Below are 25131 nucleotides of genomic sequence, written 5' to 3'. Positions count from 1 at the left end.
CATTGTTTCTTCGCTCGATTATTTTGTAATAAACCCTCTAATTGCTTCAAGATGTAAAATGGCTCATACTTACTTTAATAATATAGCTAGTACAAGGATAATGTACTAATTCTATATTCTAAAGGGAATGTAATATAACTCTAATTATACCTGTAACTGCCAGCTCTTTAAAAACACCAGTAGATGAATAATTATATCTATCTAAAATACCAGTTTCTTTTGTTAGTTTTTCTTTTATCTCTTTTTCTAAGCCACCTCTAGTAGCCACTAATAGTATTGGGTGATATCCCCTTTTATTCCAACATGGTTGTAAAGTTTAAGACTTTTGGAACAATCCTCCATTCAAGATCTACTAATACCATTGAAGATTGCGTTTTTTCAACCCTCATTTCTTCTCCCCCCACTAGCGAGAGGAATAAAATCCCTCTCCTCTTGGCTAAACTTACATATTATACCAATAACAATAGTTACAAGACCTAGTCTCACATCCTAAAATGAAAGATATATCATGTTTGATTACTATTAAATATAAAAAGGCAGTTTAGAGATTGATATGCTCCCCATTAGGTAGACAGATTAAAAAATAAAAATCTGGCTATTTAATGGGGAGTTTTTTATGTCTAAAAGATCCTATCTACCTGAAATAAAATTAGAAATCTTAAAAATGTGGGAAGATGGCACAGCTACATTAGTTGAGATTGGTAAAAGGTATAAGGTGAGTGAATCTACAATTAGGAAGTGGAAATACAAATTTGATACATATGGGGTTGAAGGTTTAAAGGAATGTTCAACCTGGAAAAGATACACGAAGGAATTAAAACTATTAGCTGTCAGTGATTATATGTCAGGTCTTCACTCTTTAATTGGAGTTGTCGAAAAGTATGAAATATCCAGTCATTCCGTCCTCCAAAGGTGGATTAAGCAGTATAATAATAGTCATAGAGAATTAAAGGATACGTCAAAAGGAAGGACGAGATCTATGACTAAAGGGAGAAAAACTACTTGGGATGAGAGGATTCAAATTGTACTCGATTGTCTAGGGAACGGAAAAGATTATCAAGTAACAGCTGAGACCTACCAGGTCTCTTATCAACAAGTGTACCAGTGGGTTAAGAAGTATGAAGATGGCGGAGACGAAGCACTAAAAGATAAACGTGGAAGAAATAAAATAGAATCCGAGCTATCCCCAGAAGAGAAGATCCAGCTGGAAATGAAAAGATTAGAACGGGAAAATGAACGGCTACGTGCAGAAAACCTATTCTTAAAAAAGTTAGAGGAGATCGAAAGGAGGCGAAGATAAGCCAAATCCGATTTGAGGACAAGTATATCGCTATTCAGGAGCTTCATGAAAAAGAGAATTTAAGCATTATCTTACTTTGTGAAATAGCTGGGATATCACGGGCTGCTTACTATAAATGGTTAAAACGCGTACCCACAGATCGAGAACTTCTGAATGAAGAAATTATGAAAGAAATGAAAACTCTTCAAGAGAAAGTAGATGGAACCTTTGGTTATCGTCAAATGACGTTACATATGAATCGAAAGTTTGAAGAGGATATTAATCACAAAAGAATCTATCGATTAATGGGGATCGCAAACATACGCTCGGTTATTCGGGTAAAGAAGAAACAATCATACAAACCCTCTACCCCTCAGCATGCGGCAGAAAATGTCCTAAATCGCGAGTTTACAGCAGAAAAGCCTAATGAAAAATGGGTTACAGATGTCACAGAACTTAAATATGGAACTAAAAAAGCTTATTTAAGCGCCATTCGCGATCTATACGATGGATCGATTGTTAGCTATGTCCTTGGGCATTCCAATAATAATAACCTTGTATTCAAGACGCTTGACAAAGCTACAGCACTTTTGAATGGAGAACGTCCTCTTATTCATAGTGACCGTGGATTTCAATACACCTCCAAGAAATTTAAACGAAAAATAGATAAAGCAAAAATGAAACAAAGCATGTCCCGAGTGGGTAGATGTATTGATAACGGACCAATGGAATCTTTTTGGGGAACACTCAAATGTGAGAAATATTATAGGCGTAAGTTCACGACATTTGAAGAACTATCGTTAGCTATAGATGAGTACATACAATTCTATAATCATGAAAGATATCAAAAACGATTAAACGGCCTTAGCCCTATAGAATATAGAGCTAAAGCCGTTTAGAACTTTTTTATTTTATTGTTATTCTCCAGTAACGTATGGAAGTAATGCCATCGTACGTGCACGCTTAATTGCAACAGTTAATTTACGTTGGTATTTAGCGTTTGTTCCAGTCACACGTCTAGGTAAAATCTTTCCGCGTTCAGAGATAAACTTTTTAAGTAAATCTACATCTTTATAATCGATGTGAGTGATTCCGTTTGCTGTAAAGTAACAAACTTTACGGCGCTTAGCGCGGCCGCCTCTGCGTCCTCCACCTGCCATTATATTTCCCTCCTCTTTTAGATGTTAGGTCATTGCTGTACCGAATTAGAACGGAAGATCATCATCTGAGATATCGATTTGTCCTCCACCAGCAAATGGATCCTCGTCAATTCGTGTATAGCCTTGGTTGTTGTTATTGTTTTCACGGAATGGTTGATTCTGATTGCCACTACTGCCATATGGGTTCCCTTGTTCCCTCTGACCGCCAAATCCCCCTGGATTTCCTCCAGAAGCATTCTTTGGCTCTAGAAACTGTACACTTTCAGCTACAACTTCTGTAACATAGACGCGTTTACCATCTTGTCCTTCATAATTACGGGTTTGAATACGTCCATCAACACCAGCAAGGCTACCTTTTTTCAAAAAGTTCGCCACGTTTTCTGCAGGACGACGCCAAACGACACAGTTAATGAAATCAGCTTCTCTTTCACCTTGTTGATTTGAAAACGTTCTGTTCACAGCAAGGGTAAAAGTAGCAACAGGAACACCATTTGGTGTATATCGCAAATCAGGATCTTTCGTTAATCGTCCAACGAGAACTACACGATTCATCATCAGAATCAACCCCTCTCCTCTTAAATTCCTATATTCATACAACGTCCTTCTTTTAAGCATTTTCATACGTTAATTGGAGGAGTGTATAAAAAAGGATGCGGTTTTTCGCAACACCATACAAAAACCGTTGTTCAATGTTCCACGTGAAACATTTCTATATCAAATTACTTTTCATCTTTAATTACGATGTGGCGGATGATATCCTCGTTAATTTTAGCTAAACGAGAGAATTCTTCGACAGCTGCTGCATCAGCGTTAACTTTAACGATATGGTAGTAACCGTCACGGAAATCATTGATTTCATAAGCAAGACGACGCTTACCCCATTCTTTCGATTCAACTACTTCCGCTCCATTATCAGTAAGGATGCCGTCAAAGCGCTCAACAAGTGCTTTTTTAGCTTCATCTTCAATATTTGGGCGGATGATGTACATAATTTCGTACGCTCTCATCACATTCACCTCCTTTTGGACTAACGGCCCTTTTCATAAAGGGCAAGGAGCAATATTCATTACTCACAAGAAGAAATTATACCATATATATGTAGCAAACACAACAGCTGGAATCATATAATAAAAAATTGAATTTATCCTGCATGTAATTTTTCTTAAGTGATCCCCTGGTGAAATAAATATGAGGATTACTCCATATTTTCCACAAGGTTGCGTCGATTTGGCCATTACGTGCTACGATTTTTAAACCTGTTGGACACTGGAAGGCAAAAAAGAGCACCCGATTGGATGCTCTTTTTCTTGTCTTTTATAAAAGGATAGCCTATACACTAAAAATTAAACGTTAAAGCGGAAGTGGATAATATCTCCATCCTTGACGACATAATCCTTCCCTTCAAGACGTACTTTCCCTGCCTCTTTAGCTGCAACCATATTTCCTGCCGCAAGCAAATCATCGTAAGAGACTGTCTCGGCGCGAATAAATCCTCTTTCAAAATCAGAGTGGATAATACCCGCACATTGAGGTGCTTTCATCCCTTTACGGAATGTCCAAGCGCGAACCTCTTGGACACCAGCAGTAAAGTAAGTCGCTAGACCAAGCAAGTGATACGCAGCGCGAATTAATTGATCCAAGCCAGACTCTTCGATGCCCAACTCCTCCAGGAACATAGCTTTCTCTTCCCCTTCAAGTTCCGCGATTTCAGACTCAATTTTGGCACAGATTACAATTACCTCTGCATTGTCTCCAGCAGCAAATTCTCTTACCTTTTGAACGTATTCATTGGAAGATGGATCTGCTACATCGTCTTCCCCAACATTAGCCACATAAAGAACAGGCTTAATGGTTAATAGATGCAAGCCTTTCGCAATTTTCAATTGTTCTTCAGAAAAATCAACCGTTCTTGCAGGTTTTTCCGCTTCAAATGCATCCTTTAGCATTTCTAACACTTCAAGCTCTGCCACAGCTTCCTTATCCTTTTGTTTTGCTAATTTGCCAACGCGGCCAATCCGCTTCTCAACAGATTCAAGGTCAGCTAAAATAAGCTCTAAATTAATTGTTTCAATATCATCCAATGGATCTACTTTTCCTGAGACATGGGTAATATTCTCGTCCTCAAAACAACGAACCACTTGGCAAATGGCATCCACTTCCCGAATATTAGCCAAAAATTTATTCCCTAGCCCTTCCCCTTTACTTGCTCCTTTTACAATCCCAGCAATATCTGTAAATTCAAAAGTAGTAGGAACCGTCTTTTTCGGCTGTACCAATTCTGTTAATTTTGTCAAACGATCGTCTGGTACCTCTACAATCCCAACGTTTGGATCAATCGTACAAAATGGGTAGTTGGCTGATTCTGCGCCTGCTTGTGTAATTGCATTAAATAAAGTAGATTTTCCTACGTTCGGTAACCCGACTATTCCTGCCGTTAAGGCCATCCAAAGTCACTCCTCATCACAATAAACTATTTATTCATTATTTTATATCTGTCTGTTCGACAAATGGATCATGCTAAAGAACTTAACCTTAACCAATTATAGAGAGTTACTGAATAAAAGACAAGAAAGTTCTAATTCCCAGATGCCCGCTCTACTAAGGAAAGATTAACTAAACAATCGTACAATGTACTTCCTAAACCGTTGTCCGATACTCGACTAGACGTCAGTTGGTTAACAGTGCCGCCATATTTCGCCCAGATTCCTTCATCAATATTAATGACATTGGCATGTACTCCCTGCTCGAAAATGCTCACATACCCTTTTATCTCCCCACGCTCATTCCAAACCCTGACATAATCTCCATTTCTTAGCTGCAAATCAGCAGCAATATTCTTGGAAATTTCAATCTTCACCTTCGGCTCTGGGCTGATAACATGATAATGCTGAGAGTGATTGGAACGCAGCGGGTGAATCGTCAATAATTGATACGGATACTTTTCTGCAACCGAAGCATTGGACCATTTTGATTCTCTTGGCAGAGCCAATGTTAACTTTCCTTCAAACCCCTTTTGTGCAGCCTTTTGCGACGTGAATTCAAATTTCCCACTTGGGGTTTTAAAACGACGATCTTTCCATGGAATAGGATCGACTGGTAATTCAAGGTGGGCATGCTCCTTTAGCTTCTTTAGGGTAATCCCCTTTTCTTGCAACGCTCCCAAGCCCATTTTAATCCAATCTTCCCTTGTATAGTTAAAATCTTCACCAAAACCAAGTCGTTTCGCTAATTCTGTCCAAATCCATAGATCCGAACATGCCTCCCCAGGAGCATTGACAAGTTTTGGACCATAATTAACATAAGCATGATACATGGAAGAATAATATATATCCTCTTCTTCAAAAGCAGTTGTCGTTGGCAACACATAATCAGCCAGTTCAGCGGTATCAGTCATAAACTGGTCAATCACAACAAGGGTGTCAACAGATGAAAAAGCCTTCTTCACAACATTTGTATCAGGAACTTGTGTCAATGGATTTCCACAAGTAACAAAAATCATTTTGATTTCCGGGCTTTTAGCAGCAAGAATTTGTTCCGCCTGTTCCATCATCGTGAAACTGCGATGCTGTTCCTTTTTTTCAGGCAAAGTTAATGAAGCAGTATTAAAGCTTTGCCCCACTTGCTTATGGGCATAATTGGCTCCTCCTCCAGCAATGCCTATGTTGCCACTAATCGCAACTAGTGCATCAAGAAGCCTAATTGTATTTCCGCCATTTTCATAACGCTGCATCCCCAAACCGATAAAAGTAGCGGTTGGCCGATCACAAAATATCTTGGCAAGCTCCGTCATTAATTCTTCTGAGACTTCCGCTAATTGGGAAAGCTCTTCTAACGTAACTCCAATCAATAAGTCCTTTAGATCCTCAAATCCAACAGAATGATCTTGAATAAATGCTTGATCTTCCAATTTTAATCTAAGAATTTCCTTCATAATTCCAGCAGCTAAAAAACCATCCATTCCCGGCTTAACGGTAAGATGGAGATCGGCTATTTTCGCCGTGGCATTGAAAATTGGATCAATCACAATCAGTTTTGCTCCCTGTTTTTTTGCCTTCTGTAATGCTTGAAAGAGATGCATATTTGTTCTCGCGACATTTCTACCCCAAACGATAATGTTTTTACAATGGAAAATATCTTCAGGGGCATGGCTATAGGCATCTCCAAAGTCCCAATTTTGCGCCTCTATACCGGAGCCCCAGCAAATAGAACCTATTAGCTCTGTGACACCGCCAAAACAATTGAAAAAGCGTTGATCGAGATTCTTTAATAAACCGCCGTTCGCATAATCATGACTATGGAGAACCGCTGTCGAACCATGCTTTTCTTTCACCGCTTGCATTTTCTCAGCAATTTCTGTTAATGCTTGCTCCCAAGGAATTCTAGTAAACTGTCCATCTATCTTTTTCAACGGATAAAGCAATCTTTCTCCAGAATTCGTGCGCTTCTCAAGCATCCGTCCTCGACCACAGATTTTTCCTTTCGTAATGGGATGAGACTCGTCTCCATCTATCTTTAATACTTTTCCGTCTTCCACTGTCACTTTAAAACCACAGCTGTCCCAGCAATTTAATGGACACGCAGACGCATATACCTTCGCCATTTTTCTCCCTCCATTCCGATCGTTTTTTTTTGAATTTTATAAAAGAAAATTCCTATATGCAAATATTCGAATTCATGAATCGTGCCTATGACTATTGATATTGGAGGCAGCATCTTGATTAGGGCTTCAATTTAATGTAGTAAAAAAAGCATAAAGATTACTCTTCATGCTTTACGAGGATCTTTTTCATTTTTCGCGAGAATTCTCTTCGAGGAATCAATACACTGTGGGAACAACCTTCACACTTAATTCGTATATCCATTCCTAAACGGATGATCTTCCACCGATTCGTTCCGCAAGGATGTGGTTTTTTCATTTCAACAATATCATTTAAGCCGAATTCCTTTTGTTCCAACGTGAATCACTCCTTTATCAACACCGTATATCAAATCTTCAAATATCGACAAGCTTTTAACAGTATAACCATTGTAGCAATTTTTTCAGTTCGTTTGTAGTAGTTGTTTTTAAAAAATGTATTTGTTATAAGTTGATGCTGATATTTGAAATCTTCGTTTCACCGTTCATAAGCAATCAACAATTTGGGCAAAAACAACTCTAAAGTCCACCCTTCAGCTAGTATAAATCTCCTATTTATAGCTTGTCCTAAAACTAGTACGTATACATTCGCACATTGATCCGTATACTGTTACTACTATATTTGTAGGAGTGGAACCAATGAATCTTAAATCTAGCTTGTTTGATAAAAGCGGAAGCTCTGAGTCGAGAATTTTTTACGATGAGCAAAAAGCCTCTCAGAAGCTTGCCATTGAACTTGTCTCTATGTTACCCGTACGTATAGTGAATCGTCCAGTTGTTTTTGTTTGTATTGGTACCGATCGTTCCACTGGAGATTCGTTAGGTCCACTAATCGGAACTTTATTAGATGAAAAAGAAATTACCCCTTTCCATGTATACGGCACATTAGAAGATCCAATCCATGCAGTAAATTTAGAGGAAAAGATACAAGAAATTAAAGGGCAACATTTAGATCCAATTATTATCGGGATTGATGCTTGTTTAGGGAGATTAAAAAGTGTGGGGGTCATCCAAATTGGCGAGGGACCTGTAAAACCAGGAGCCGGTGTAAAAAAAGAACTGCCTGAGGTCGGTGATTATCATATCACTGGTATTGTAAATGTCAGTGGCTTTATGGAATTTTTTGTCCTTCAGAACACACGCTTAAATCTAGTCCTAAAAATGGCCAAAGTAATAGCAAACGCTATTTATGAAGCAAGCAGCACCTATCATCCTAACCATTCCTGGTCAAGCTTAAAAATGGATTGGGATCACGAGCAAACCACATGAAAAAGAAAGCAAATGGGCGAAACAGGAATCCGTTATATTCTTGTTTCAGCCCAATTTTTTAATGTAAACTTTGTTACATGTTTTCGTGTGAATCCAAGGTTTTACACGAAATCGTTTTATTTACAAAGCCTGAATTTTCAACTAACAAAATGTATTATGGTGACAATTAAGGCACATACAATAATCCCTGGCAAAAGATTAGCTACACGGATTTTTATGAGACCTAAAAGGTTCAATCCGATGGCAAAAATCATCACTCCGCCTGTTGCTGTCATTTCTACAATAAAACTATCCATTAAAGCCTGTGGAATAAAGCGATCAATTTGTGTAGCAAATGAGGCAATTGCTCCCTCATACAGCATCACAGGAATCGCCGAAAAGATTACGCCAATCCCCAAAGTGGTCGTTAATATAAGTGCCGTAAAACCATCGATGATTGCCTTCGTCAATAGCACATCATGATCTCCTCGAATACCACTATCAAGTGAGCCTATAATCGCCATTGCACCGATGACAAAAATTAATGTAGCCGTGACAAAGCCTTCAGAAATGCTTCCTTGACCGTTTCCTTTGCCAATCTTTGTTTCTAGCCAAGCGCCCAATTGATTAAGCTTGTCCTCTAATTTACAATATTCTCCTATAACAGCACCAAAAACAAGACTTAAAATAACAATTAAAAAATTTTCGCTTTTAAATCCCATTTGTAAACCCAGCACCACTACTGCCAAGCCAATGCCGTGCATAACAGTCCCCTTCATCCCTTCTGGAATTCGATGAAGAAGTTTTCCCAACAGAGACCCTACGATGATCAATAATCCGTTAACAATCGTTCCTAACAAAAACATCTGCTTCACCTAGTTATATATGTATTTCGATTTAGTCAAATTGGTACAAGTTTCAAGTTCTATCATTTGTCCATAAATGAAATCGATTAAAAATAGCTGTTTTTTAAGGGGTTATTGGCTTTGTTGCCACCATTCTGCAAAAAGATCAATACCACTGTAAAAAAAATGGTTCAACGTCAATTGTTGGGGTGAAGTAACTCTTACTTCGCCCTTACCCAATATGAACACCCACTTTTTTATACTTATGTGTTAATAAGATTTTAGCTCTAAAACGCTTAAAGCTTCGGAAGCCAAACGCATTCCTTTTCAGTACTTTTGTTAGATTATTGATCCCTTCTAAAAACCCATTCGAATAATCATAAGCAAAGCTATTTAGGATTTCTATTTGCCAATTTTGGAGGGTTCGAATCGCCTTTTTAAACTCTGGAATATTCGCCTTTTCTACACTCCGATAAAACTCCTTTAGGGATTCCTTTGTCTCAGAGATATGACTTACTCCATTTTCTTTCGCCTTTTTAAACCATTGAGAAAACCATTCCTTAAGATGATAAGCCTTCCGTAATTCATTCGAAAAACCTAAGTAACGCTCTAAGTACCATCGATCGTCTTCCGTTAACTTCTCTGAGTTCCTATGAAAGACGTAACGCATTCTTTTACACTTTTTCCGATCGTAATCATGCCAACTCTGCTGTACTCTTCTTCTCACTCCATCTAGTGCCCAATAAATATAGCGAACAAAATGGAACCGATCTGCGATAATAATGGGCTTTCCAAGTGCCTGTTGGACAGCTGCTTTAAAAGAGGGGCTCATGTCCATTACGACATATTCCACATTCCCTCCGTACGTACTTAAATATCGCTTTATCGTTTTCTTATATCGATTGGGTAAGACATCAATCGGTTCTCTTGTGATGGCGTCAGCAATAATGAGTTGGTATTTGCCTTCCTTTGTATCCCCTTTATACTCATCAATGGCGATCGCCTTTGGTAACTCATGCGGTTCTTCTTGAATAGAACGTTCCGCTAATGCATCAAAGCGACGAACAACAGTCGTGGGCGAAGTTCCATAAACTTCGGCTGTTTCCTTGAATGTTTTCCCCTTGATACTGCGAATCTTTATCGCTTGGTTAAACTCAATGGATAGTCGTTGATACCGCTCAATAAAAGGATTCTCTTCCGCAAATCTTTTCCCACATTTACAGGCAAAACGACGTTTTCTGTAAAATATCCATGTGTGACGGTCAAAAAGCTTTAAATGCTTGATTTTTTGAATTCGATAGTCATGTACCTTAGACGTTAATGCCCCACAATTCACGCAGGAATGTTCTTTTACAGGCATCTCCACATAGAAACAATACTTACCCTCTACTATTTCTGTCTTCTTAATGATCACTTCTTCAAATCCAGGTAAAAATATGTTAGAATTCATCATGCACGTATCCCCACTCTATACTTGTTTCTCGTCAATTCAAGTATAAAAGAATGGGGGATATCGTGCTCTTTTTTTGCACAATTAATGGTGTATTAACCCCAACAAATATTATAGAACCAAAAAAATAAACCATCCATAGATGGCTTTATGAAGATTGATTTGTTTCTAATAATTCAAGAATTCTTTCTAAATCTTCGTTGGAGAAAAATTCAATTTCGATTTTCCCCTTCTTTTTATTTTTACTTTGTTTAATATGAACCGTTGTTCCGAATCTTTCACGAAGGAATGATTCCTGTGCACGAATAAAAACATTTTTTTCTGGCTTTGCTTTTTTTGTTTCACGTGGAACATTTTCATTTAAAGCCTGAATTAACTGCTCTAATTGCCGGACATTTAAGCCTTCCTTCATCACCTTTTCAGCAAGTAACGGCAGCTTTTCCTTTTTTCTAAGACCGAGAAGCGCTCTACCATGTCCCATTGAAATTTTGCCATCAGAAATAAGCTCTTGAATCTTTGGCGGCAAAGATAACAAACGGATATGGTTCGCAATATGCGGACGGCTTTTCCCTAATCTTTTTGCCAACTGCTCTTGGGTAACATTAAGCTTTTCCATTAAAAGCTGATATGCAGATGCCTCTTCAATCGGAGTTAAATCTTCCCGTTGTAAATTCTCAAGAACCGCTAATTCCATCATTTGTTGCTCAGATAATTCGCGGACTACGACTGGGACTTTCTCAAGCTTCGCTTCCTTTGCAGCTCTAAAACGTCTTTCTCCTACAACAATTTCATAGCCTTTAATACTTTTACGGACAATAATTGGCTGCAATATCCCATGTTCTTGGATCGAATTCTTTAATTCTTCAATCGCTTCTTTATCAAAAATTTTACGCGGTTGATAAGGGTTGGGGCGAAGTTCTTTAACGCTAATTTCTCTTACTGCCTCATCTTTTTCAGGCTCCATATTAGCAAAAAAAGCATCCAAACCTTTTCCTAATCCTTTAGCCATGTACAGCCACTTCCTTTGCTAAATCTAAATATACTTCCGCACCTCTAGATTTCGGATCATAAATAATAATCGGCTCCCCATGACTAGGTGCTTCGCTCAAACGGATATTTCTTGGGATGACCGTTTGGTACACCTTATCTTGAAAGTACTTTTTCACTTCCTCAATAACTTGCAATCCTAGGTTTGTCCGAGCATCAAGCATGGTTAGTAGAACACCTTCGATTTTTAAGTCATGATTCAGATGTTTTTGCACTAGTCTAACGGTGTTTAACAATTGACTTAAGCCTTCTAATGCATAATATTCACATTGCACTGGAATCAGAACGGCATCAGAAGCTGTCAATGCATTTAAAGTAAGAAGCCCAAGTGAAGGCGGACAGTCAATGATAATATAATCGTAACGTTCCTTCACTTCTTCCAGTGCTCTCTTCAAGCGCACCTCTCTTGAAATCGTTGGGACAAGTTCTATTTCTGCCCCCGCTAGTTGAATCGTCGCAGGAATTGCGTCTAAATTTTCCACTCCTGTTGGACGAATTACTTTAATCGCCTCAACATCATCAACCAACACATCGTATACACATTGATCAATATCCGCTTTCTCAAGCCCTACACCACTTGTGGCATTTCCTTGAGGATCAATATCGACCATTAACACCTTTTTCCCTATATATGCTAAGCAGGCACCTAAATTAACAGAGGTAGTTGTTTTGCCAACTCCTCCTTTTTGATTTGCAATTGAAATAATTTTGCCCACGGTATCACCTACCTTCATTTCCATTGACGGTTTGTACTGATCATAGAAGATCAAAAATACATAAACTAGCAATCATGTATTCTATTTTATCATGAAAAAGAATTGAGAATCATTTTTTTTCATTTCCAAAATCTATTTTTACTTCAAAGGCACTAGTAAACGAGAAATTTTGGCTCATTTTATATTGATTCACTTTCTGTCAGCCTTTCGTTAAGTTAGAGTAGCTTTAAAAGCCGTGAAAAGCTTTCGCTTCACACGACGCTCGAGAACATATAATAGACAACTGCAAAAAATAAGAGAAATTCATACTGTCGACAAAATCTATCGAAAGGGCTCCCTATCGATGGATTTTGTCATTTTTGGACTGGAATTGCGCTAAAAACGTTGATTTCCTCTCCAGACGCTTGCTTTCCGGGGGGCGTTGGTCATCTACTGACTTTTTCAGTGGTATTAATGGAGAGGTGTATTCGGACAGAACAAGGAAAACGAGAAAGACCTTTGTCCGAATGAGAGGTGTATTCGGACAGAACAAGGAAAGCGAGAAAGATATTTGTCCGAATGAGAGGTGTATTCGGACAGTATTCCCCCAGGAGTCAAGCGCCTTCCGCTCCCATCAACTCGTTTGGCACCCCCTAAAAGCGATGAATTTGATTGATATTGCCGATCTCTTCCTTCGTTGTCGTCGTGTACTTGAAGAACCTGCACTTGCGGGCAGCGATCACCATCCTAATACTCATCCTGCACATAATCATGCTTTCGGAAGAAACCATCTTTTGTTTGGAGACGAGTGTAGAAACGAGTGAAAATCAACCTACGCTATTTATTTAATTCTATTTTTTAAAAAAAGAAGAGTGTAGGCAAACTCGAAAATCTTCGAGTTTGTCTACACTCTGAGAGAAATTAAACGAAACGTTTAATTTCTCAATCAAAAGTTATTTTTTTTTCGGTATTTTTATTGTAAATTGATAATATTCTTCAAACTCTTCTTCTTCTGAGTCTAAGTTAATACCGCTATCCGTCACCATTGATAAAGATTGCCTTATCGTATTAACCGCAATTCTCATATCTTTGCTAAACGCCTTCCTCTTAGGCTTAGCCTTATCCTTCGGTTGCTCTAAAAGCTTTACAACACGTTCTTCCGTTTGCTTCACGTTTAAATTTTTCTCAATAATTTCCGCGAGTAGCTGCACTTGTTTTTCCGGGTCCTTTAATGGAATAAGTGAACGCGCATGGCGTTCTGTTATGACCTTTGCTAATAAAGCATCTTGAACTTCTTGCGGTAATTTGAGCAAGCGAAGTTTATTCGCAATAGTAGACTGGCCTTTTCCCAATCGCTGCGCAAGAGCTTCCTGCGTTAAATTATGCAACTCTAGTAGCTTTCCATAGGCAATGGCCTCTTCAATCGGAGAAAGTTCCTCCCTTTGCAGATTCTCTATTAATGCAATTGAAGCAGTTTCCGTATCATTCATTTGCTTAATGATGGCTGGGACACGATCCCAACCAAGTTTCTTCATTGCCCGCCATCTGCGTTCCCCAGCAATAATTTCAAACTTCCCTGCTTCATATTCCCTAACGACAATAGGCTGGATGATTCCATGCGTATGAATGGTTCGAGATAATTCTTCGATCTTCTCTTCATCAAAAACCGTTCTTGGCTGAAAACGATTTGGCACAATATCGTTTATGGGGATTTGCTCGATCGTTTCTCTAACATTTTCCTCTACAAATTCAGAAGCTTCCCCTAAATCTGTCTCCATCTGGTCTTCCTTTTCGCCTAGGCCAAAAAAGCGTGAGAAAGATTGCTTCATCACCTTGCACCACCTTTACGAAACTCCGTAACTAATACATTCTCTATCAAAAGAATTATTCCTGCATATAATCTATCATAAGAATCCATTTCATAATGTGTTATCGTACTTTTCACTCATGCTTTCCTATAAAAATTGGATAATTGCAATTCATCAGTTAACATTATAAAACGGATTCACCCCACTAAAAATTATGCCATATTTCTAACAAAAAAGGTACTCCTCTATTATGCAAAAGGACTCATTACGCATTATTCTATCGGCGTTTTATTTGGTATTCCTGGCTTTCTTGGATATTTTTTCGGAGTTGGCTTTTCTTTTTTTATAATGACAATATTCCTATCACTCTCTTCTATCGGCAATTGAAAGGAGTGAAGCTTCTCGATTTTTCCGCCTAACGTAGCAATTGCTTTTTTCCCTGCATCAATCTCTTCATTTGCACTTGCTGCTTTCATGGCGATAAACGTCCCACTTACCTTTACTAATGGCAAGCAAAGTTCACTCAAGACGGAAAGGCGCGCAACTGCCCTCGCTGTAACAATATCATAAGCTTCCCGATGCTCCTTATTCTGCCCAAATGTTTCAGCACGATCATGAATGAACTGAACATTTTCGAGCTTTAATTGTTTGGCCAGATGCTCAAGGAAGGTAATTCTTTTATTTAAGGAGTCTACGATTGTAACCCTCAATTCGGGAAAGGCGATTTTAATCGGAATGCTTGGAAAGCCAGCTCCTGCTCCTACATCACAAAGCGAAGCTGAACCGTTGAATTCATGATAAAAAGCAGCTGTAATCGAATCAAAAAAATGCTTTAAATACACCTCTCCTTTTTCCGTTATCGCTGTTAAATTCATCTTTTCATTCCACTCAACCAATGTGTGATAATATGTTTCAAACTGGGCCATCTGTTCGCTAGTGAGTGCCATTCCATTTGCCGACAGCCTTTCTTGAAATTCTTCTATTTGCATTCGTTATCCCTTCCTTACTCTGAATTCAGCGCTTTTATGTAAAGAGTGGAACCTCTTGTTAAAGGTTCCACAATGTTCATCTACTCGTTCGATACTTTTGCAATTTTCCCTTGCTCTAAATAAACAAGTAATATCGAGATATCCGCTGGATTTACACCAGATATACGTGAAGCCTGTGCAATCGATAGTGGAAGCACTTTTTTCAGCTTCTGTCTTGCTTCAGAAGCAAGTCCGCTTATCGCATCGTAATCAATGTCGACCGGGATTTTTTTATTCTCCATTTTTTTCAGACGCTCGACCTGTTGCAGGGATTTTTCAATATACCCCTCATATTTTATTTGAATCTCCACTTGTTCTTTCACTTCATCATCAAGGGCTAATTCACTTGGAACGATCGATTCAATATGTGCATAAGTCATTTCAGGTCTTTTTAATAAGTCATTGGCTTTGATCCCATCTTTTAACTCACTGCCGCCTTGCTTTTTAATAAGCTCTTGAACCTCTGGCTTCGGCTTAATAATGATCGATTTCAATCTTTCCTTTTCCGTTTCAACCGCTGCCTTTTTTGCTAAAAATTTCTCATAGCGTTCCTCGCTGATAAGACCAATTTTGTAACCAATGTCAGTAAGGCGCAAATCAGCATTATCATGTCTTAAAAGAAGGCGATATTCAGCACGGGACGTAAGCAATCGATAAGGCTCATTTGTCCCCTTTGTTACTAAATCATCAATAAGCACGCCAATATACGCATCAGAGCGGCTTAAGATCACTTCATCCTTACCAAGCGCTCTTCTCCCCGCATTAATTCCAGCCATGAGCCCCTGACCAGCTGCCTCTTCATAGCCAGATGTTCCATTAATCTGCCCAGCCGTATAAAGATTTTTAATTTTTTTCGTCTCTAGTGTCGGCCATAATTGCGTTGGTACAATGGCATCGTATTCAATCGCATATCCTGCTCTCATCATCTTGACATTTTCTAAGCCAGGAATCGTATGCAGAATTTTTTGTTGGACATCCTCTGGTAGACTGGTTGAAAGACCTTGCACATATACCTCTTGCGTATTCTTCCCTTCAGGCTCTAAGAACAGCTGATGTCGAGGTTTATCATTAAATCGGACTACTTTATCTTCAATGGAAGGGCAATAACGTGGCCCCGTCCCCTTAATCATTCCTGAATACATAGGTGAGCGATGCAAATTATCATCAATAATTTGATGGGTCTTCTCATTTGTGTACGTTAACCAACATGGCAACTGCTCAGTTATATACTTTGTTGTTTCATAAGAGAATGCCCTTGGCACATCATCGCCCGGTTGTATTTCTGTCTTACTGTAATCAATCGTATGGCTATTTACCCGTGGAGGAGTCCCCGTTTTAAAACGAACTAAATCAAAGCCCAATTGTTCAAGATGCTCGGATAATCTAATCGAAGGCTGTTGATTGTTTGGACCACTTGAATATTTTAGCTCCCCTAAAATGATTTCTCCGCGTAAAAAAGTTCCCGTCGTAATCACAACCGTTTTCGCAAGGTACGTCGCTCCTGTTTGTGTAATAACCCCTTTACAAACATCATTTTCTACAATTAACTCTTCAACCATCCCTTGAACAAGAGTCAGGTTTGGTTCATTTTCCAGCGTCTTTTTCATTTCATGCTGATAAGCAAACTTGTCCGCTTGAGCACGCAATGCTCGCACCGCAGGGCCCTTTCCTGTGTTTAACATCCTCATTTGAATATAGGTTTTATCAATGTTCCGTCCCATTTCCCCGCCAAGTGCATCGATTTCTCTTACGACAATCCCCTTAGCAGGTCCTCCGACAGAAGGATTACATGGCATAAACGCAACCATATCTAAATTTATTGTTAATACTAATGTCTTTGCACCCTGGCGTGCAGCAGCTAATCCTGCCTCTGCGCCAGCATGGCCAGCACCGATGACAATGACATCATAATTTCCAGCATCGTATTGCATCACGCTGCCTCCTCATTTTCTAAATAAACGTTATTTTCCTAAACAGAACTGGGAGAATAATTGATCAATTAAACTTTCATGTACACTATCACCAATAATTTCACCTAATATCTCCCATGTCCGAGTTAAATCAATTTGCACAATATCGATCGGAACACCCGCCTCTACTCCTGAAATAGCTTCTTCAATCGATTGATGCGCTTGGTTTAAAAGTGCAATATGTCGGCTGTTGGAGACATAAGTCATATCACCTGCTTCAATGGAGCCTGCGAAGAAAAGGGAGGCGATCGCCTCTTCTAATTCATTGACTCCTACATCCTCTAACAATGACGTGGTAACAAGCTTATGTTCCCGAGCCAGCGTTTTAACTCGCTCTAAATCAATTTTTTGCGGAAGGTCGGTCTTGTTCACAATAACGATTACATCCATCCCTTCCACTGCCTTAAATATATTCACATCTTCTGCCGTTAACTCATCAGCATAATTCAAAACCAATAAAATTAAATCAGCTTCTTTTAAAACTTGCCTCGAGCGTTCCACTCCGATCCGTTCAACGATATCTTCTGTTTCACGAATTCCCGCCGTATCCAAAAGCCTTAAAGGAACTCCTCTAACATTGACATATTCTTCAATAACATCACGTGTTGTTCCCGGTATATCCGTTACAATCGCTTTATTTTCCTGAACTAAGCTATTTAGTAAAGAAGATTTCCCTACATTTGGACGCCCAACAATGACAGTTGAAAGCCCTTCTCGTAATATTTTCCCCTGTTGTGATGTTTGTAAAAGATTTTCAATTTCCTTTTTCACATAGTTTGCTTTTTCAATGAGGAGTTGATGGGTCATTTCCTCTACATCATCATATTCAGGATAATCTATATTCACCTCAACATGGGCTAATGTTTCAAGAATCTCCTGTCGAAGCTTCTGAATTAGCCTTGAAAGACGCCCATCCATCTGTCCTAAGGCGACATTCATGGCCCGGTCCGTCTTCGCTCGTATTAAATCCATGACTGCCTCTGCTTGCGACAAATCAATTCTTCCATTTAAAAATGCCCTTTTGGTAAACTCCCCTGGCTCTGCTAATCGCGCTCCAGCATTTAACACAAGCTGCAGCACGCGATTGACCGACACAAGTCCACCATGACAATTGATTTCTATTACATCTTCTTTTGTAAATGTTTTTGGTCCCTTCATCACAGAAACCATTACTTCCTCTGCAACCTCTTTTGTTTTAGGATCAAGGATATGTCCGTAATGAATGGTATGGGATGCAACATCAGTCAGCTTCTTCCCGCCTACTCCTTGAAAAAGGCTGCCCGCAATTTCAATCGCCTGATCACCACTTAATCTTACGATAGCGATTGCTCCCTCTCCCATTGGAGTCGATATTGCTGCGATCGTATCTAACTGCATCCTTAGCACCTCTCTTTTCTCTATCACCATATAAATCGCTCGGGGGATTGATCATCTATATTTAAAATTCTCAACATCCAAAATTAAAGAATACCATAGGCTCACCTTCGGAAAGTTATCCACATTTCCCATTACCTGATTATAAACTACGCTTATTTTAACTTATCCACATGTGAATAACAATAAAACGAACCACTATCACTTTTTCTTATTTTAAAAACTTTCGTAATTTCTTCCTTTGAGTGATTTTTGTTTTTTCATTCAGGAAATTATTCATTTTTGTCCATTCCGTGTGAAACTTGCTTTCACATGAAATGGGCAAAAAAGCAACACCGATATATAATAAGCTCTTGTCAAGTTTTCCGTTTTTAATCAATGTTTGGCGGCGATGCTCCCTTTTATAGCGAAAATTTAATTCACTACTGATCAATGGATTTGCCTTCAAACAGCAAAAAAGCAAGGGAAGAAAATGACTCACTTTCTTCCCTTGCCTTTTGAAAGCAGGCTTTTCAGACAGCCTCTTAAACTTGTTTTTTACTTCATTGGTGCAATGACGATGTGGCGATTTGGTTCGACACCATCAGAATAGGTTTTGATGCGGCTATTTTCCATCAAAGCAGTGTGAATTACTTTACGCTCATATGATGGCATTGGCTCTAATGCGACCTTTTTTCCAGTTTTTAGTGCTTTTTGAGCGAGACGTTCAGCTAAATGCACTAAAGTCTCATTTCTCCTCTTGCGATAGTCTTCCGCATCTAAAAGAACGTGGAAATACTGATCAGAGAAACGATTGATCACAAGCTGAGTCAAGTATTGGAGAGAATTAAGAGTTTGTCCTCTTTTTCCGATTAACAAAGCAATTTTATCACCTGATAGGATAAATTGAACTTGTTTCCCTTCTCTTAACACTTCAATTTCAACATCGACACCCATTTTTTCACTTACTTCTTTTAAAAATTCCTTTGCTTCTTCGACTGGATCGATCTTTGCTGTTACTTTTACAACAGCCGGCCGAGAGCCAAATCCAAATATCCCCTTTTTACCTTCATCCATAATCGCTACTTCTACGCGGTCTTCTGTTGTTTCTAGTTGAGCTAAAGCCGATTTGACTGCTTCTTCGACAGTTTGTCCTGTAGCAGTTACCTGTTTCACTTTTTTGCTCCTCCCGCTTTACCAGTTTCTTTTTCTGCTCTTAAATCTGGACCTTTAATAAAGTATGTTTGCACTATCATAAATAAGTTCCCTACAACCCAATACAAGGATAAAGCAGCTGGGAAACTAATCGCAAAAATGATGATCATAATTGGCATTAACCAAAGCATCATCGCCATTTGTGGATTTTGATTAGCTGTACCGGCCATCATCATCTTCTGTTGAATAAAAGTCGTAACCCCAGCGATTAATGGCAATAAATAATAAGGGTCTGGAGAACCTAGATCAAACCATAAGAAATTATGTTCAGCAATCTCTCTCGTTCTTGAAATCGCATGATAAAATCCAATCAGAATCGGCATTTGAATCAAGATTGGAAAACATCCTGCCAATGGATTAATATTATGCTTTTGGAATAACGCCATCGTCTCCTGTTGGAGCTTTTGTTGTGTTTTCTGATCCTTTGAGCTGTACTTCTCCCGCAATGCTTGCATTTCAGGCTGAATAGCTTGCATCGCTTTTGAACTCTTTGTTTGCTTAATCATTAATGGCAAAATTAAGAGACGAATTAAAATCGTTACTATAATAATCGACAATCCAAAGTTTTCACCGGTAAAATTCGCTACCATGACAATAAATTGTGACAATGGATAGACGATATATTCGTTCCAAAATCCTTCACTTTCTGCAGTAATCGGTTGATTATACTCCATACACCCTGTTAATAGAGTCGTTAGCAAGATCAATCCGATTATAAGAAACATTCTCTTCTTCAACCGTTATTTCCTCCTTATTTATGAAAGCTGTATTGATTTTAATCCATTTCAATTTAGCTTGATAGGAAGTCATGAACCTATACAGGCAAAGCTCGTATTTTACATCCTACATCTAGAGTGAAATCGATTTATGCAAATAGTAATAAATCTATTATGAAAACGGTCTATTTTGACGAATCAACAGTATTGTATCATCTTTTGATAGACAGCGCTGTAGAAAAATACGGTATCTTTTAAAAATTATGATCTGAAGCTTGTCTTTTTCCATTTTAGTACTTTGGAAATTTTTAACACATGAATTAAACTATTTTTTATTTCAAAAAAATCCATTTCAGCAGCAGGTTTTCTTGCGATGATAATATAATCATATTCATTATGGAGGTCTTCCTCAAGTTCTAAGACCGCCTGACGTATGTATCGCTTAATTTGATTTCTTTTAACCGCGTTTCCAAGCTTTTTACTTACCGAAAGTCCAATCCGAAAATGAGCCTGCCCCGGTTTTTTTAAAGAGTAAACAACGAATTGGCGATTTGCAAAAGACTTTCCCTTTTTAAAAATCTCTTGGAACTCTTTATTTTTTTTTACTCTAAATTCTTTCTTCACTTTCTCACCTTCAAATCGGCTCATTCTTGCCATAAAAATATCAATAATGTACGTTAAGATTATCATCTTCCTAGATTATATCTATACGTAATTTCTATAAAACAGGCTTTGCTATAATGAAGATTTTTGGCTCCTTTTCACACAAACTGAGCCAATAATCGTTCTATCAAGCAATCTGTTTACCAAAGCCATAAATTAATCTTTTACTTCCACTTCAGTGCTCTAGCCTTTAAAAGTATACCTCTCAAGCAATCATTTACAAAAAAAAACTCAATTAATGAGAAAAAAGACCACTGATTATTCAGTGGCCTAAGCAGATAATACTTTTCTTCCTTTACGACGACGACGAGCTAGAACTTTGCGTCCGTTTGCAGAGCTCATACGACTACGGAATCCATGAACTTTACTTCTTTTACGATTATTTGGTTGAAACGTTCTTTTCATATATGACACCTCCCTGAGGAATAGCTGTTAAAGACAGTCTAAACAATTATATAAAGCAAACCATAAAAATGTCAACCTTATTAAAAAAATTACCCTCTCATCTTGAGCAATTGTTTTTTAGAAACTCCAGCGCGATACTTCACCTTGTCATATTCCAAAAAGCAGTCGCTTCACTTCATGTAAACAACCGAAAATCAATGCCAACATACAACCAAAAAACAAAGCCAAGAAAAAAAATAACGACAAGTTATCCTATTCATCCCAAGCTGTGTATAACTTTCGACAAGTCTTATTATTATCCACAGCACATATTGACAGCTTTTTCACACATTAATCGATTGTGGACAAATTACATCCACACGTTGTACTTCTTGTGGATAAAACAAGAAAAACCATTGCACAGCAATGGATTATTTGATATTATAGTTGTGTTTTCACCTTGGATAGATCTTTGTGTATAACTTATTTATCCACAGACTGTGGATATTATGTGGACAGTTTATTCACTCCTCTTGAAAAACTTTGTCCACATATCGTGGATATTGTCGAAATCCTACTTAATTTCCTTATTATATAGTTTTCCACAGTTTGATTTCGTATATTGATATATTTTTATCGCTATTTCTGCTCTTTAGCGCATAGTAGCTTTATTTTTTTATTTCAACATATAAGTTTTGCCATGCTGAACGGAAAATATAAACAAAGTAAGGAGGGAAAACGATTGGAAAATATTGCGGATCTTTGGAATAATGCGCTCTCCAGTATTGAAAAAAAGATTAGCAAACCGAGTTTTGATACATGGTTAAAATCTACAACAGCCCACTCTCTCAAAAAAGATACATTGACCGTTACCGCTCCAAACGAATTTGCACGAGATTGGCTAGAAGAGCGCTATTCTGAACTTATCTCCAGTATTTTGTTTGATATTACTGGTGAAGAACTAAATGTAAAATTTATTATTCCGCAAAATAAACAAGATGATGATGTTGATTTGCCAAATCCTCCAAAAAAAATCCAGAGGGATGAGGAACATGCAGAGCTGCCTTTGACTATGTTAAACCCAAAGAATACCTTTGATACATTTGTTATTGGTTCTGGCAATCGCTTTGCCCATGCAGCATCATTAGCGGTAGCAGAAGCACCAGCGAAGGCCTACAATCCGCTTTTTATCTATGGTGGAGTGGGACTCGGAAAAACGCATTTAATGCATGCGATTGGTCATTATGTATTGGAACATAACCCTTCCGCAAAAGTTGTTTATTTATCATCTGAAAAATTTACAAATGAGTTTATTAACTCTATTCGAGATAATAAAGCAACTGAGTTTCGCAATAAATATAGAAAAGTAGATGTGCTTCTAATTGATGATATTCAATTTTTGGCCGGAAAAGAATCAACTCAAGAAGAATTTTTCCATACTTTCAACACTTTGCATGAAGAAAATAAACAAATTGTCATTTCCAGTGACAGACCGCCTAAAGAAATTCCAACATTGGAGGATCGCCTACGTTCTCGCTTTGAATGGGGTTTAATCACTGACATTACCCCACCTGATTTAGAAACGAGAATTGCTATTTTACGGAAGAAAGCGAAAGCAGAAGGATTAGATATTCCAAATGAAGTGATGCTATACATTGCCAATCAAATTGATTCCAACATTCGAGAATTAGAGGGAGCGTTAATAAGAGTCGTTGCCTACTCATCGTTAATCAATAAAGATATTAATGCGGATCTGGCAGCTGAAGCATTAAAAGATATTATTCCAAGTTCTAAACCAAAAATCATTACAATCCTTGATATTCAACAAACCGTCGGGGAGTATTTTAATGTGAAGCTGGAAGATTTTAAGGCAAAAAAGCGAACAAAGTCTGTTGCATTCCCAAGGCAAATTGCGATGTATTTAGCAAGAGAACTAACCGACTTCTCTCTGCCTAAAATCGGTGAGGAATTTGGTGGGCGCGATCATACAACTGTCATTCATGCCCATGAAAAGATTTCCAACCTCATGCAAACGGATGTGCAATTTCAAAATCAAATGAAAGAAATCAATGAACTATTAAAGATTTAGTGCTAGTCTGAATGATGTGCATAACTTGTCCATGCTTACACACAGTCTGTCCACATGTGGATAGACTGTGTTTCCTTTCGATCTTTATAGTTATCCACATACTAACAGGGCCTACTAGTACTTCTATTATTTTTTATAAAAAAAAATATATAATATGCCAAACGGAGGATTAAACAAATGCGATTTATAATCCAAAGGGATCGTCTCGTACAAAGTGTTCAAGATGTTATGAAAGCTGTCACTAGCAGAACAACCATTCCCATTTTAACTGGAATCAAGATTGTTGCAGATGATGAAGGAGTCACATTAACAGGAAGTGATTCCGATATTTCAATTGAATCTTTTATTCCAAGAGAGGAAGAAGGAGACGAAATTGTCGAGATTAAGCAAAAAGGCGCAATCGTTTTGCAAGCTAAATTCTTTAGTGAAATCGTTAAAAAATTGCCGACTGATTTCGTTGAAATGGAAGTTCAAAGCCAACTTCAAATTGTCATTCGTTCAGGGAAATCAGAATTTAATTTAAATGGATTGGATCCTGATGAATATCCACGCTTGCCACAGGTTGAAGAAGAAGATGCTTTTAAAATCCCAACAGATTTATTAAAGGCTCTGATTCGTCAAACCGTATTTGCTGTGTCCACGTCAGAAACACGACCTGTGTTGACAGGTGTAAACTGGAAAGTGGAAAATGGGGAACTAATCTGTATTGCAACAGATAGTCATCGCTTAGCTTTAAGAAAAGCGAAAGTTGAGCTTGAAGCAGACAAACAGTTTAATGTCGTTATTCCAGGAAAAAGCTTAAATGAATTAAGTAAAATCCTTGATGACAATAACGAACTGGTAGATATTGTTATTACTGAAAATCAAGTTCTTTTTAAAGCGAAGCATCTTTTATTCTTTTCGCGCTTACTTGAAGGAAATTACCCTGATACATCAAGATTAATACCTGCTGAAAACAAAACGGAAGTAATTGTTAATACGAAAGACTTCCTGCACGCAATTGACCGTGCCTCATTATTAGCACGAGAAGGACGAAATAACGTAGTGCGGCTAGCAACATTGGAAAATAAGGGAATTGAAATTTCCTCTAATACGCCTGAAATTGGAAAAGTTGTTGAAGAATTAATAGCACAAACGATAGATGGAGAAGAACTGAAAATTTCGTTTAGTGCTAAATACGTGATGGATGCTTTAAAAACATTAGAGGGCCACGAAATAAAAATAAGTTTTACTGGTGCAATGAGACCATTTGTTATTCGTCCCCTCAACGACGATTCATTGCTGCAACTTATTTTGCCAGTTAGAACATATTAACATGATGAGTCACCAGCTTTGTTGGTGGCTTTATTTTTCTATTTATCAATATTGCTTGATTACACAGAAAATTCGTTTTTTAAGCTGTTGATGTTTAGCACATTTTCTCTCGAATTCTGGCATAACTAAAAAGATGAGCAAACTACAATGCTTTTTTAGGAGCCTTCAGTTTGTATTCCCCTCTTCTTGGAAAAAATTTGCTATAAATGCTCCTTGAAGAAATGAGTTGTA

23 protein-coding genes are annotated in these 25131 nt (G+C 38.1%); 5 read left to right on the top strand and 18 right to left on the bottom strand.

Annotated elements, in window-relative coordinates; all coding sequences use genetic code 11:
• The first annotated feature begins 616 nt into the window (after window positions 1-616).
• Window positions 617-2178, top strand: a protein-coding gene (locus NST02_RS02140; protein WP_340947812.1) for an IS3 family transposase whose coding sequence is annotated in 2 segments (ribosomal slippage) — window positions 617-1262 and window positions 1262-2178 — 1563 coding nt in all. Because the reading frame shifts where the segments join, the coding sequence is not laid out codon by codon here.
• An 18-nt stretch (window positions 2179-2196) separates the two neighbouring features.
• Here NST02_RS02140 and rpsR read toward each other — a convergent pair.
• The 6 genes from rpsR to NST02_RS02110 all read right to left on the bottom strand — a co-directional run bounded on the left by rpsR (window position 2197) and on the right by NST02_RS02110 (window position 7394).
• Entirely contained in the window at window positions 2197-2439 is a 243-nt protein-coding gene (rpsR, locus tag NST02_RS02135) for a 30S ribosomal protein S18 (protein WP_019157210.1), read from the bottom strand.
• 45 nt (window positions 2440-2484) lie between these two features.
• Window positions 2485-2994, bottom strand: a complete 510-nt coding sequence (ssb, locus tag NST02_RS02130) for a single-stranded DNA-binding protein (RefSeq protein ID WP_095314733.1) — start codon at window positions 2992-2994, stop codon at window positions 2485-2487.
• A 164-nt stretch (window positions 2995-3158) separates the two neighbouring features.
• Complete coding sequence (rpsF, locus tag NST02_RS02125; RefSeq protein WP_306428732.1) at window positions 3159-3449, bottom strand: 30S ribosomal protein S6; 291 nt, start codon at window positions 3447-3449, stop codon at window positions 3159-3161.
• Window positions 3450-3782: 333 nt separating this feature from the next.
• The gene (gene ychF / locus NST02_RS02120) at window positions 3783-4883 is read right to left on the bottom strand and encodes a redox-regulated ATPase YchF (protein WP_095314735.1); all 1101 of its coding nucleotides are present in this window, start codon (window positions 4881-4883) and stop codon (window positions 3783-3785) included.
• A 131-nt stretch (window positions 4884-5014) separates the two neighbouring features.
• Window positions 5015-7039 (bottom strand): molybdopterin-dependent oxidoreductase, encoded by a 2025-nt coding sequence (locus NST02_RS02115; protein WP_212934520.1) that lies wholly within the window; start codon window positions 7037-7039, stop codon window positions 5015-5017.
• Window positions 7040-7196: 157 nt separating this feature from the next.
• On the bottom strand, window positions 7197-7394 hold the full coding sequence (locus NST02_RS02110; protein WP_095314737.1) for a DUF951 domain-containing protein: 198 nt from the start codon (window positions 7392-7394) through the stop codon (window positions 7197-7199).
• A gap of 320 nt (window positions 7395-7714) precedes the next feature.
• Between NST02_RS02110 and yyaC the strand changes: the two genes are divergently transcribed.
• Window positions 7715-8344 (top strand): spore protease YyaC, encoded by a 630-nt coding sequence (yyaC, locus tag NST02_RS02105; RefSeq protein ID WP_095314738.1) that lies wholly within the window; start codon window positions 7715-7717, stop codon window positions 8342-8344.
• 137 nt (window positions 8345-8481) lie between these two features.
• Here yyaC and NST02_RS02100 read toward each other — a convergent pair whose 3' ends face one another.
• The 4 genes from NST02_RS02100 to NST02_RS02085 all read right to left on the bottom strand — a co-directional run bounded on the left by NST02_RS02100 (window position 8482) and on the right by NST02_RS02085 (window position 12381).
• Window positions 8482-9189 carry a DUF554 domain-containing protein gene (locus NST02_RS02100; protein ID WP_095314739.1) on the bottom strand — a complete coding sequence of 236 codons (708 nt, stop codon included), beginning with the start codon at window positions 9187-9189 and terminating at the stop codon, window positions 8482-8484.
• A 211-nt stretch (window positions 9190-9400) separates the two neighbouring features.
• Entirely contained in the window at window positions 9401-10618 is a 1218-nt protein-coding gene (locus NST02_RS02095) for an ISL3 family transposase (protein ID WP_340949982.1), read from the bottom strand.
• Window positions 10619-10766: 148 nt separating this feature from the next.
• Window positions 10767-11627, bottom strand: coding sequence for a ParB/RepB/Spo0J family partition protein (locus tag NST02_RS02090; RefSeq protein WP_095314740.1), 861 nt, complete (start codon window positions 11625-11627; stop codon window positions 10767-10769).
• Window positions 11620-12381 carry a ParA family protein gene (locus tag NST02_RS02085; RefSeq protein WP_095314741.1) on the bottom strand — a complete coding sequence of 254 codons (762 nt, stop codon included), beginning with the start codon at window positions 12379-12381 and terminating at the stop codon, window positions 11620-11622. The genes NST02_RS02090 and NST02_RS02085 overlap by 8 nt, the downstream gene beginning before the upstream one ends.
• Before the next feature lie 506 nt (window positions 12382-12887).
• Here NST02_RS02085 and NST02_RS02080 point away from each other — a divergent pair.
• The gene (locus NST02_RS02080; RefSeq protein ID WP_095314743.1) at window positions 12888-13184 is read left to right on the top strand and encodes a hypothetical protein; all 297 of its coding nucleotides are present in this window, start codon (window positions 12888-12890) and stop codon (window positions 13182-13184) included.
• A 129-nt stretch (window positions 13185-13313) separates the two neighbouring features.
• Here NST02_RS02080 and noc read toward each other — a convergent pair whose 3' ends face one another.
• The 8 genes from noc to rpmH form a co-directional block, all read right to left on the bottom strand.
• The gene (gene noc, locus NST02_RS02075; RefSeq protein ID WP_212934521.1) at window positions 13314-14189 is read right to left on the bottom strand and encodes a nucleoid occlusion protein; all 876 of its coding nucleotides are present in this window, start codon (window positions 14187-14189) and stop codon (window positions 13314-13316) included.
• 251 nt (window positions 14190-14440) lie between these two features.
• Complete coding sequence (gene rsmG, locus NST02_RS02070; protein WP_095314745.1) at window positions 14441-15157, bottom strand: 16S rRNA (guanine(527)-N(7))-methyltransferase RsmG; 717 nt, start codon at window positions 15155-15157, stop codon at window positions 14441-14443.
• 80 nt (window positions 15158-15237) lie between these two features.
• A complete protein-coding gene (gene mnmG, locus NST02_RS02065) occupies window positions 15238-17127 on the bottom strand; it encodes a tRNA uridine-5-carboxymethylaminomethyl(34) synthesis enzyme MnmG (protein ID WP_212934518.1) in 1890 nt (629 codons plus the stop codon).
• Window positions 17128-17157: 30 nt separating this feature from the next.
• The gene (gene mnmE / locus NST02_RS02060) at window positions 17158-18543 is read right to left on the bottom strand and encodes a tRNA uridine-5-carboxymethylaminomethyl(34) synthesis GTPase MnmE (protein WP_340947806.1); all 1386 of its coding nucleotides are present in this window, start codon (window positions 18541-18543) and stop codon (window positions 17158-17160) included.
• Window positions 18544-19077: 534 nt separating this feature from the next.
• Window positions 19078-19695 carry an RNA-binding cell elongation regulator Jag/EloR gene (jag, locus tag NST02_RS02055; protein ID WP_095314749.1) on the bottom strand — a complete coding sequence of 206 codons (618 nt, stop codon included), beginning with the start codon at window positions 19693-19695 and terminating at the stop codon, window positions 19078-19080.
• Window positions 19692-20471, bottom strand: coding sequence for a YidC family membrane integrase SpoIIIJ (gene spoIIIJ, locus NST02_RS02050; protein ID WP_095314750.1), 780 nt, complete (start codon window positions 20469-20471; stop codon window positions 19692-19694). Before spoIIIJ ends, jag begins: the two co-directional genes overlap by 4 nt.
• A gap of 240 nt (window positions 20472-20711) precedes the next feature.
• Window positions 20712-21074 carry a ribonuclease P protein component gene (rnpA, locus tag NST02_RS02045; RefSeq protein ID WP_137744816.1) on the bottom strand — a complete coding sequence of 121 codons (363 nt, stop codon included), beginning with the start codon at window positions 21072-21074 and terminating at the stop codon, window positions 20712-20714.
• Between the two features lie 309 nt (window positions 21075-21383).
• Entirely contained in the window at window positions 21384-21518 is a 135-nt protein-coding gene (gene rpmH / locus NST02_RS02040) for a 50S ribosomal protein L34 (RefSeq protein WP_095314751.1), read from the bottom strand.
• A 721-nt stretch (window positions 21519-22239) separates the two neighbouring features.
• Here rpmH and dnaA point away from each other — a divergent pair.
• Window positions 22240-23586, top strand: coding sequence for a chromosomal replication initiator protein DnaA (gene dnaA / locus NST02_RS02035; protein ID WP_212934516.1), 1347 nt, complete (start codon window positions 22240-22242; stop codon window positions 23584-23586).
• Between the two features lie 177 nt (window positions 23587-23763).
• Complete coding sequence (dnaN, locus tag NST02_RS02030) at window positions 23764-24900, top strand: DNA polymerase III subunit beta (protein ID WP_095314753.1); 1137 nt, start codon at window positions 23764-23766, stop codon at window positions 24898-24900.
• Window positions 24901-25131: the final 231 nt, after the last annotated feature.

It is taken from the genome of Robertmurraya sp. FSL W8-0741, assembly GCF_038004005.1.
Lineage (GTDB): Bacteria > Bacillota > Bacilli > Bacillales > Cytobacillaceae > Robertmurraya > Robertmurraya siralis.
The sequence above is the reverse complement of the archived record's forward strand: the minus strand, read 5'-3'. Positions and strand labels throughout refer to the sequence as shown.

Bases quoted from the DNA above. Each gene is read 5' to 3' on its own strand.
- rpsR (WP_019157210.1), bottom strand. From the start codon at position 2,439: ATGGCAGGTGGAGGACGCAGAGGCGGCCGCGCTAAGCGCCGTAAAGTT.
- ssb (WP_095314733.1), bottom strand. From the start codon at position 2,994: ATGATGAATCGTGTAGTTCTCGTTGGACGATTAACGAAAGATCCTGAT.
- ychF (WP_095314735.1), bottom strand. From the start codon at position 4,883: ATGGCCTTAACGGCAGGAATAGTCGGGTTACCGAACGTAGGAAAATCT.
- NST02_RS02115 (WP_212934520.1), bottom strand. From the start codon at position 7,039: ATGGCGAAGGTATATGCGTCTGCGTGTCCATTAAATTGCTGGGACAGC.
- yyaC (WP_095314738.1), top strand. From the start codon at position 7,715: ATGAATCTTAAATCTAGCTTGTTTGATAAAAGCGGAAGCTCTGAGTCG.
- NST02_RS02100 (WP_095314739.1), bottom strand. From the start codon at position 9,189: ATGTTTTTGTTAGGAACGATTGTTAACGGATTATTGATCATCGTAGGG.
- NST02_RS02095 (WP_340949982.1), bottom strand. From the start codon at position 10,618: ATGAATTCTAACATATTTTTACCTGGATTTGAAGAAGTGATCATTAAG.
- NST02_RS02090 (WP_095314740.1), bottom strand. From the start codon at position 11,627: ATGGCTAAAGGATTAGGAAAAGGTTTGGATGCTTTTTTTGCTAATATG.
- NST02_RS02080 (WP_095314743.1), top strand. From the start codon at position 12,888: ATGAGAGGTGTATTCGGACAGAACAAGGAAAGCGAGAAAGATATTTGT.
- noc (WP_212934521.1), bottom strand. From the start codon at position 14,189: ATGAAGCAATCTTTCTCACGCTTTTTTGGCCTAGGCGAAAAGGAAGAC.
- rsmG (WP_095314745.1), bottom strand. From the start codon at position 15,157: ATGCAAATAGAAGAATTTCAAGAAAGGCTGTCGGCAAATGGAATGGCA.
- mnmG (WP_212934518.1), bottom strand. From the start codon at position 17,127: ATGCAATACGATGCTGGAAATTATGATGTCATTGTCATCGGTGCTGGC.
- mnmE (WP_340947806.1), bottom strand. From the start codon at position 18,543: ATGCAGTTAGATACGATCGCAGCAATATCGACTCCAATGGGAGAGGGA.
- rpmH (WP_095314751.1), bottom strand. From the start codon at position 21,518: ATGAAAAGAACGTTTCAACCAAATAATCGTAAAAGAAGTAAAGTTCAT.
- dnaN (WP_095314753.1), top strand. From the start codon at position 23,764: ATGCGATTTATAATCCAAAGGGATCGTCTCGTACAAAGTGTTCAAGAT.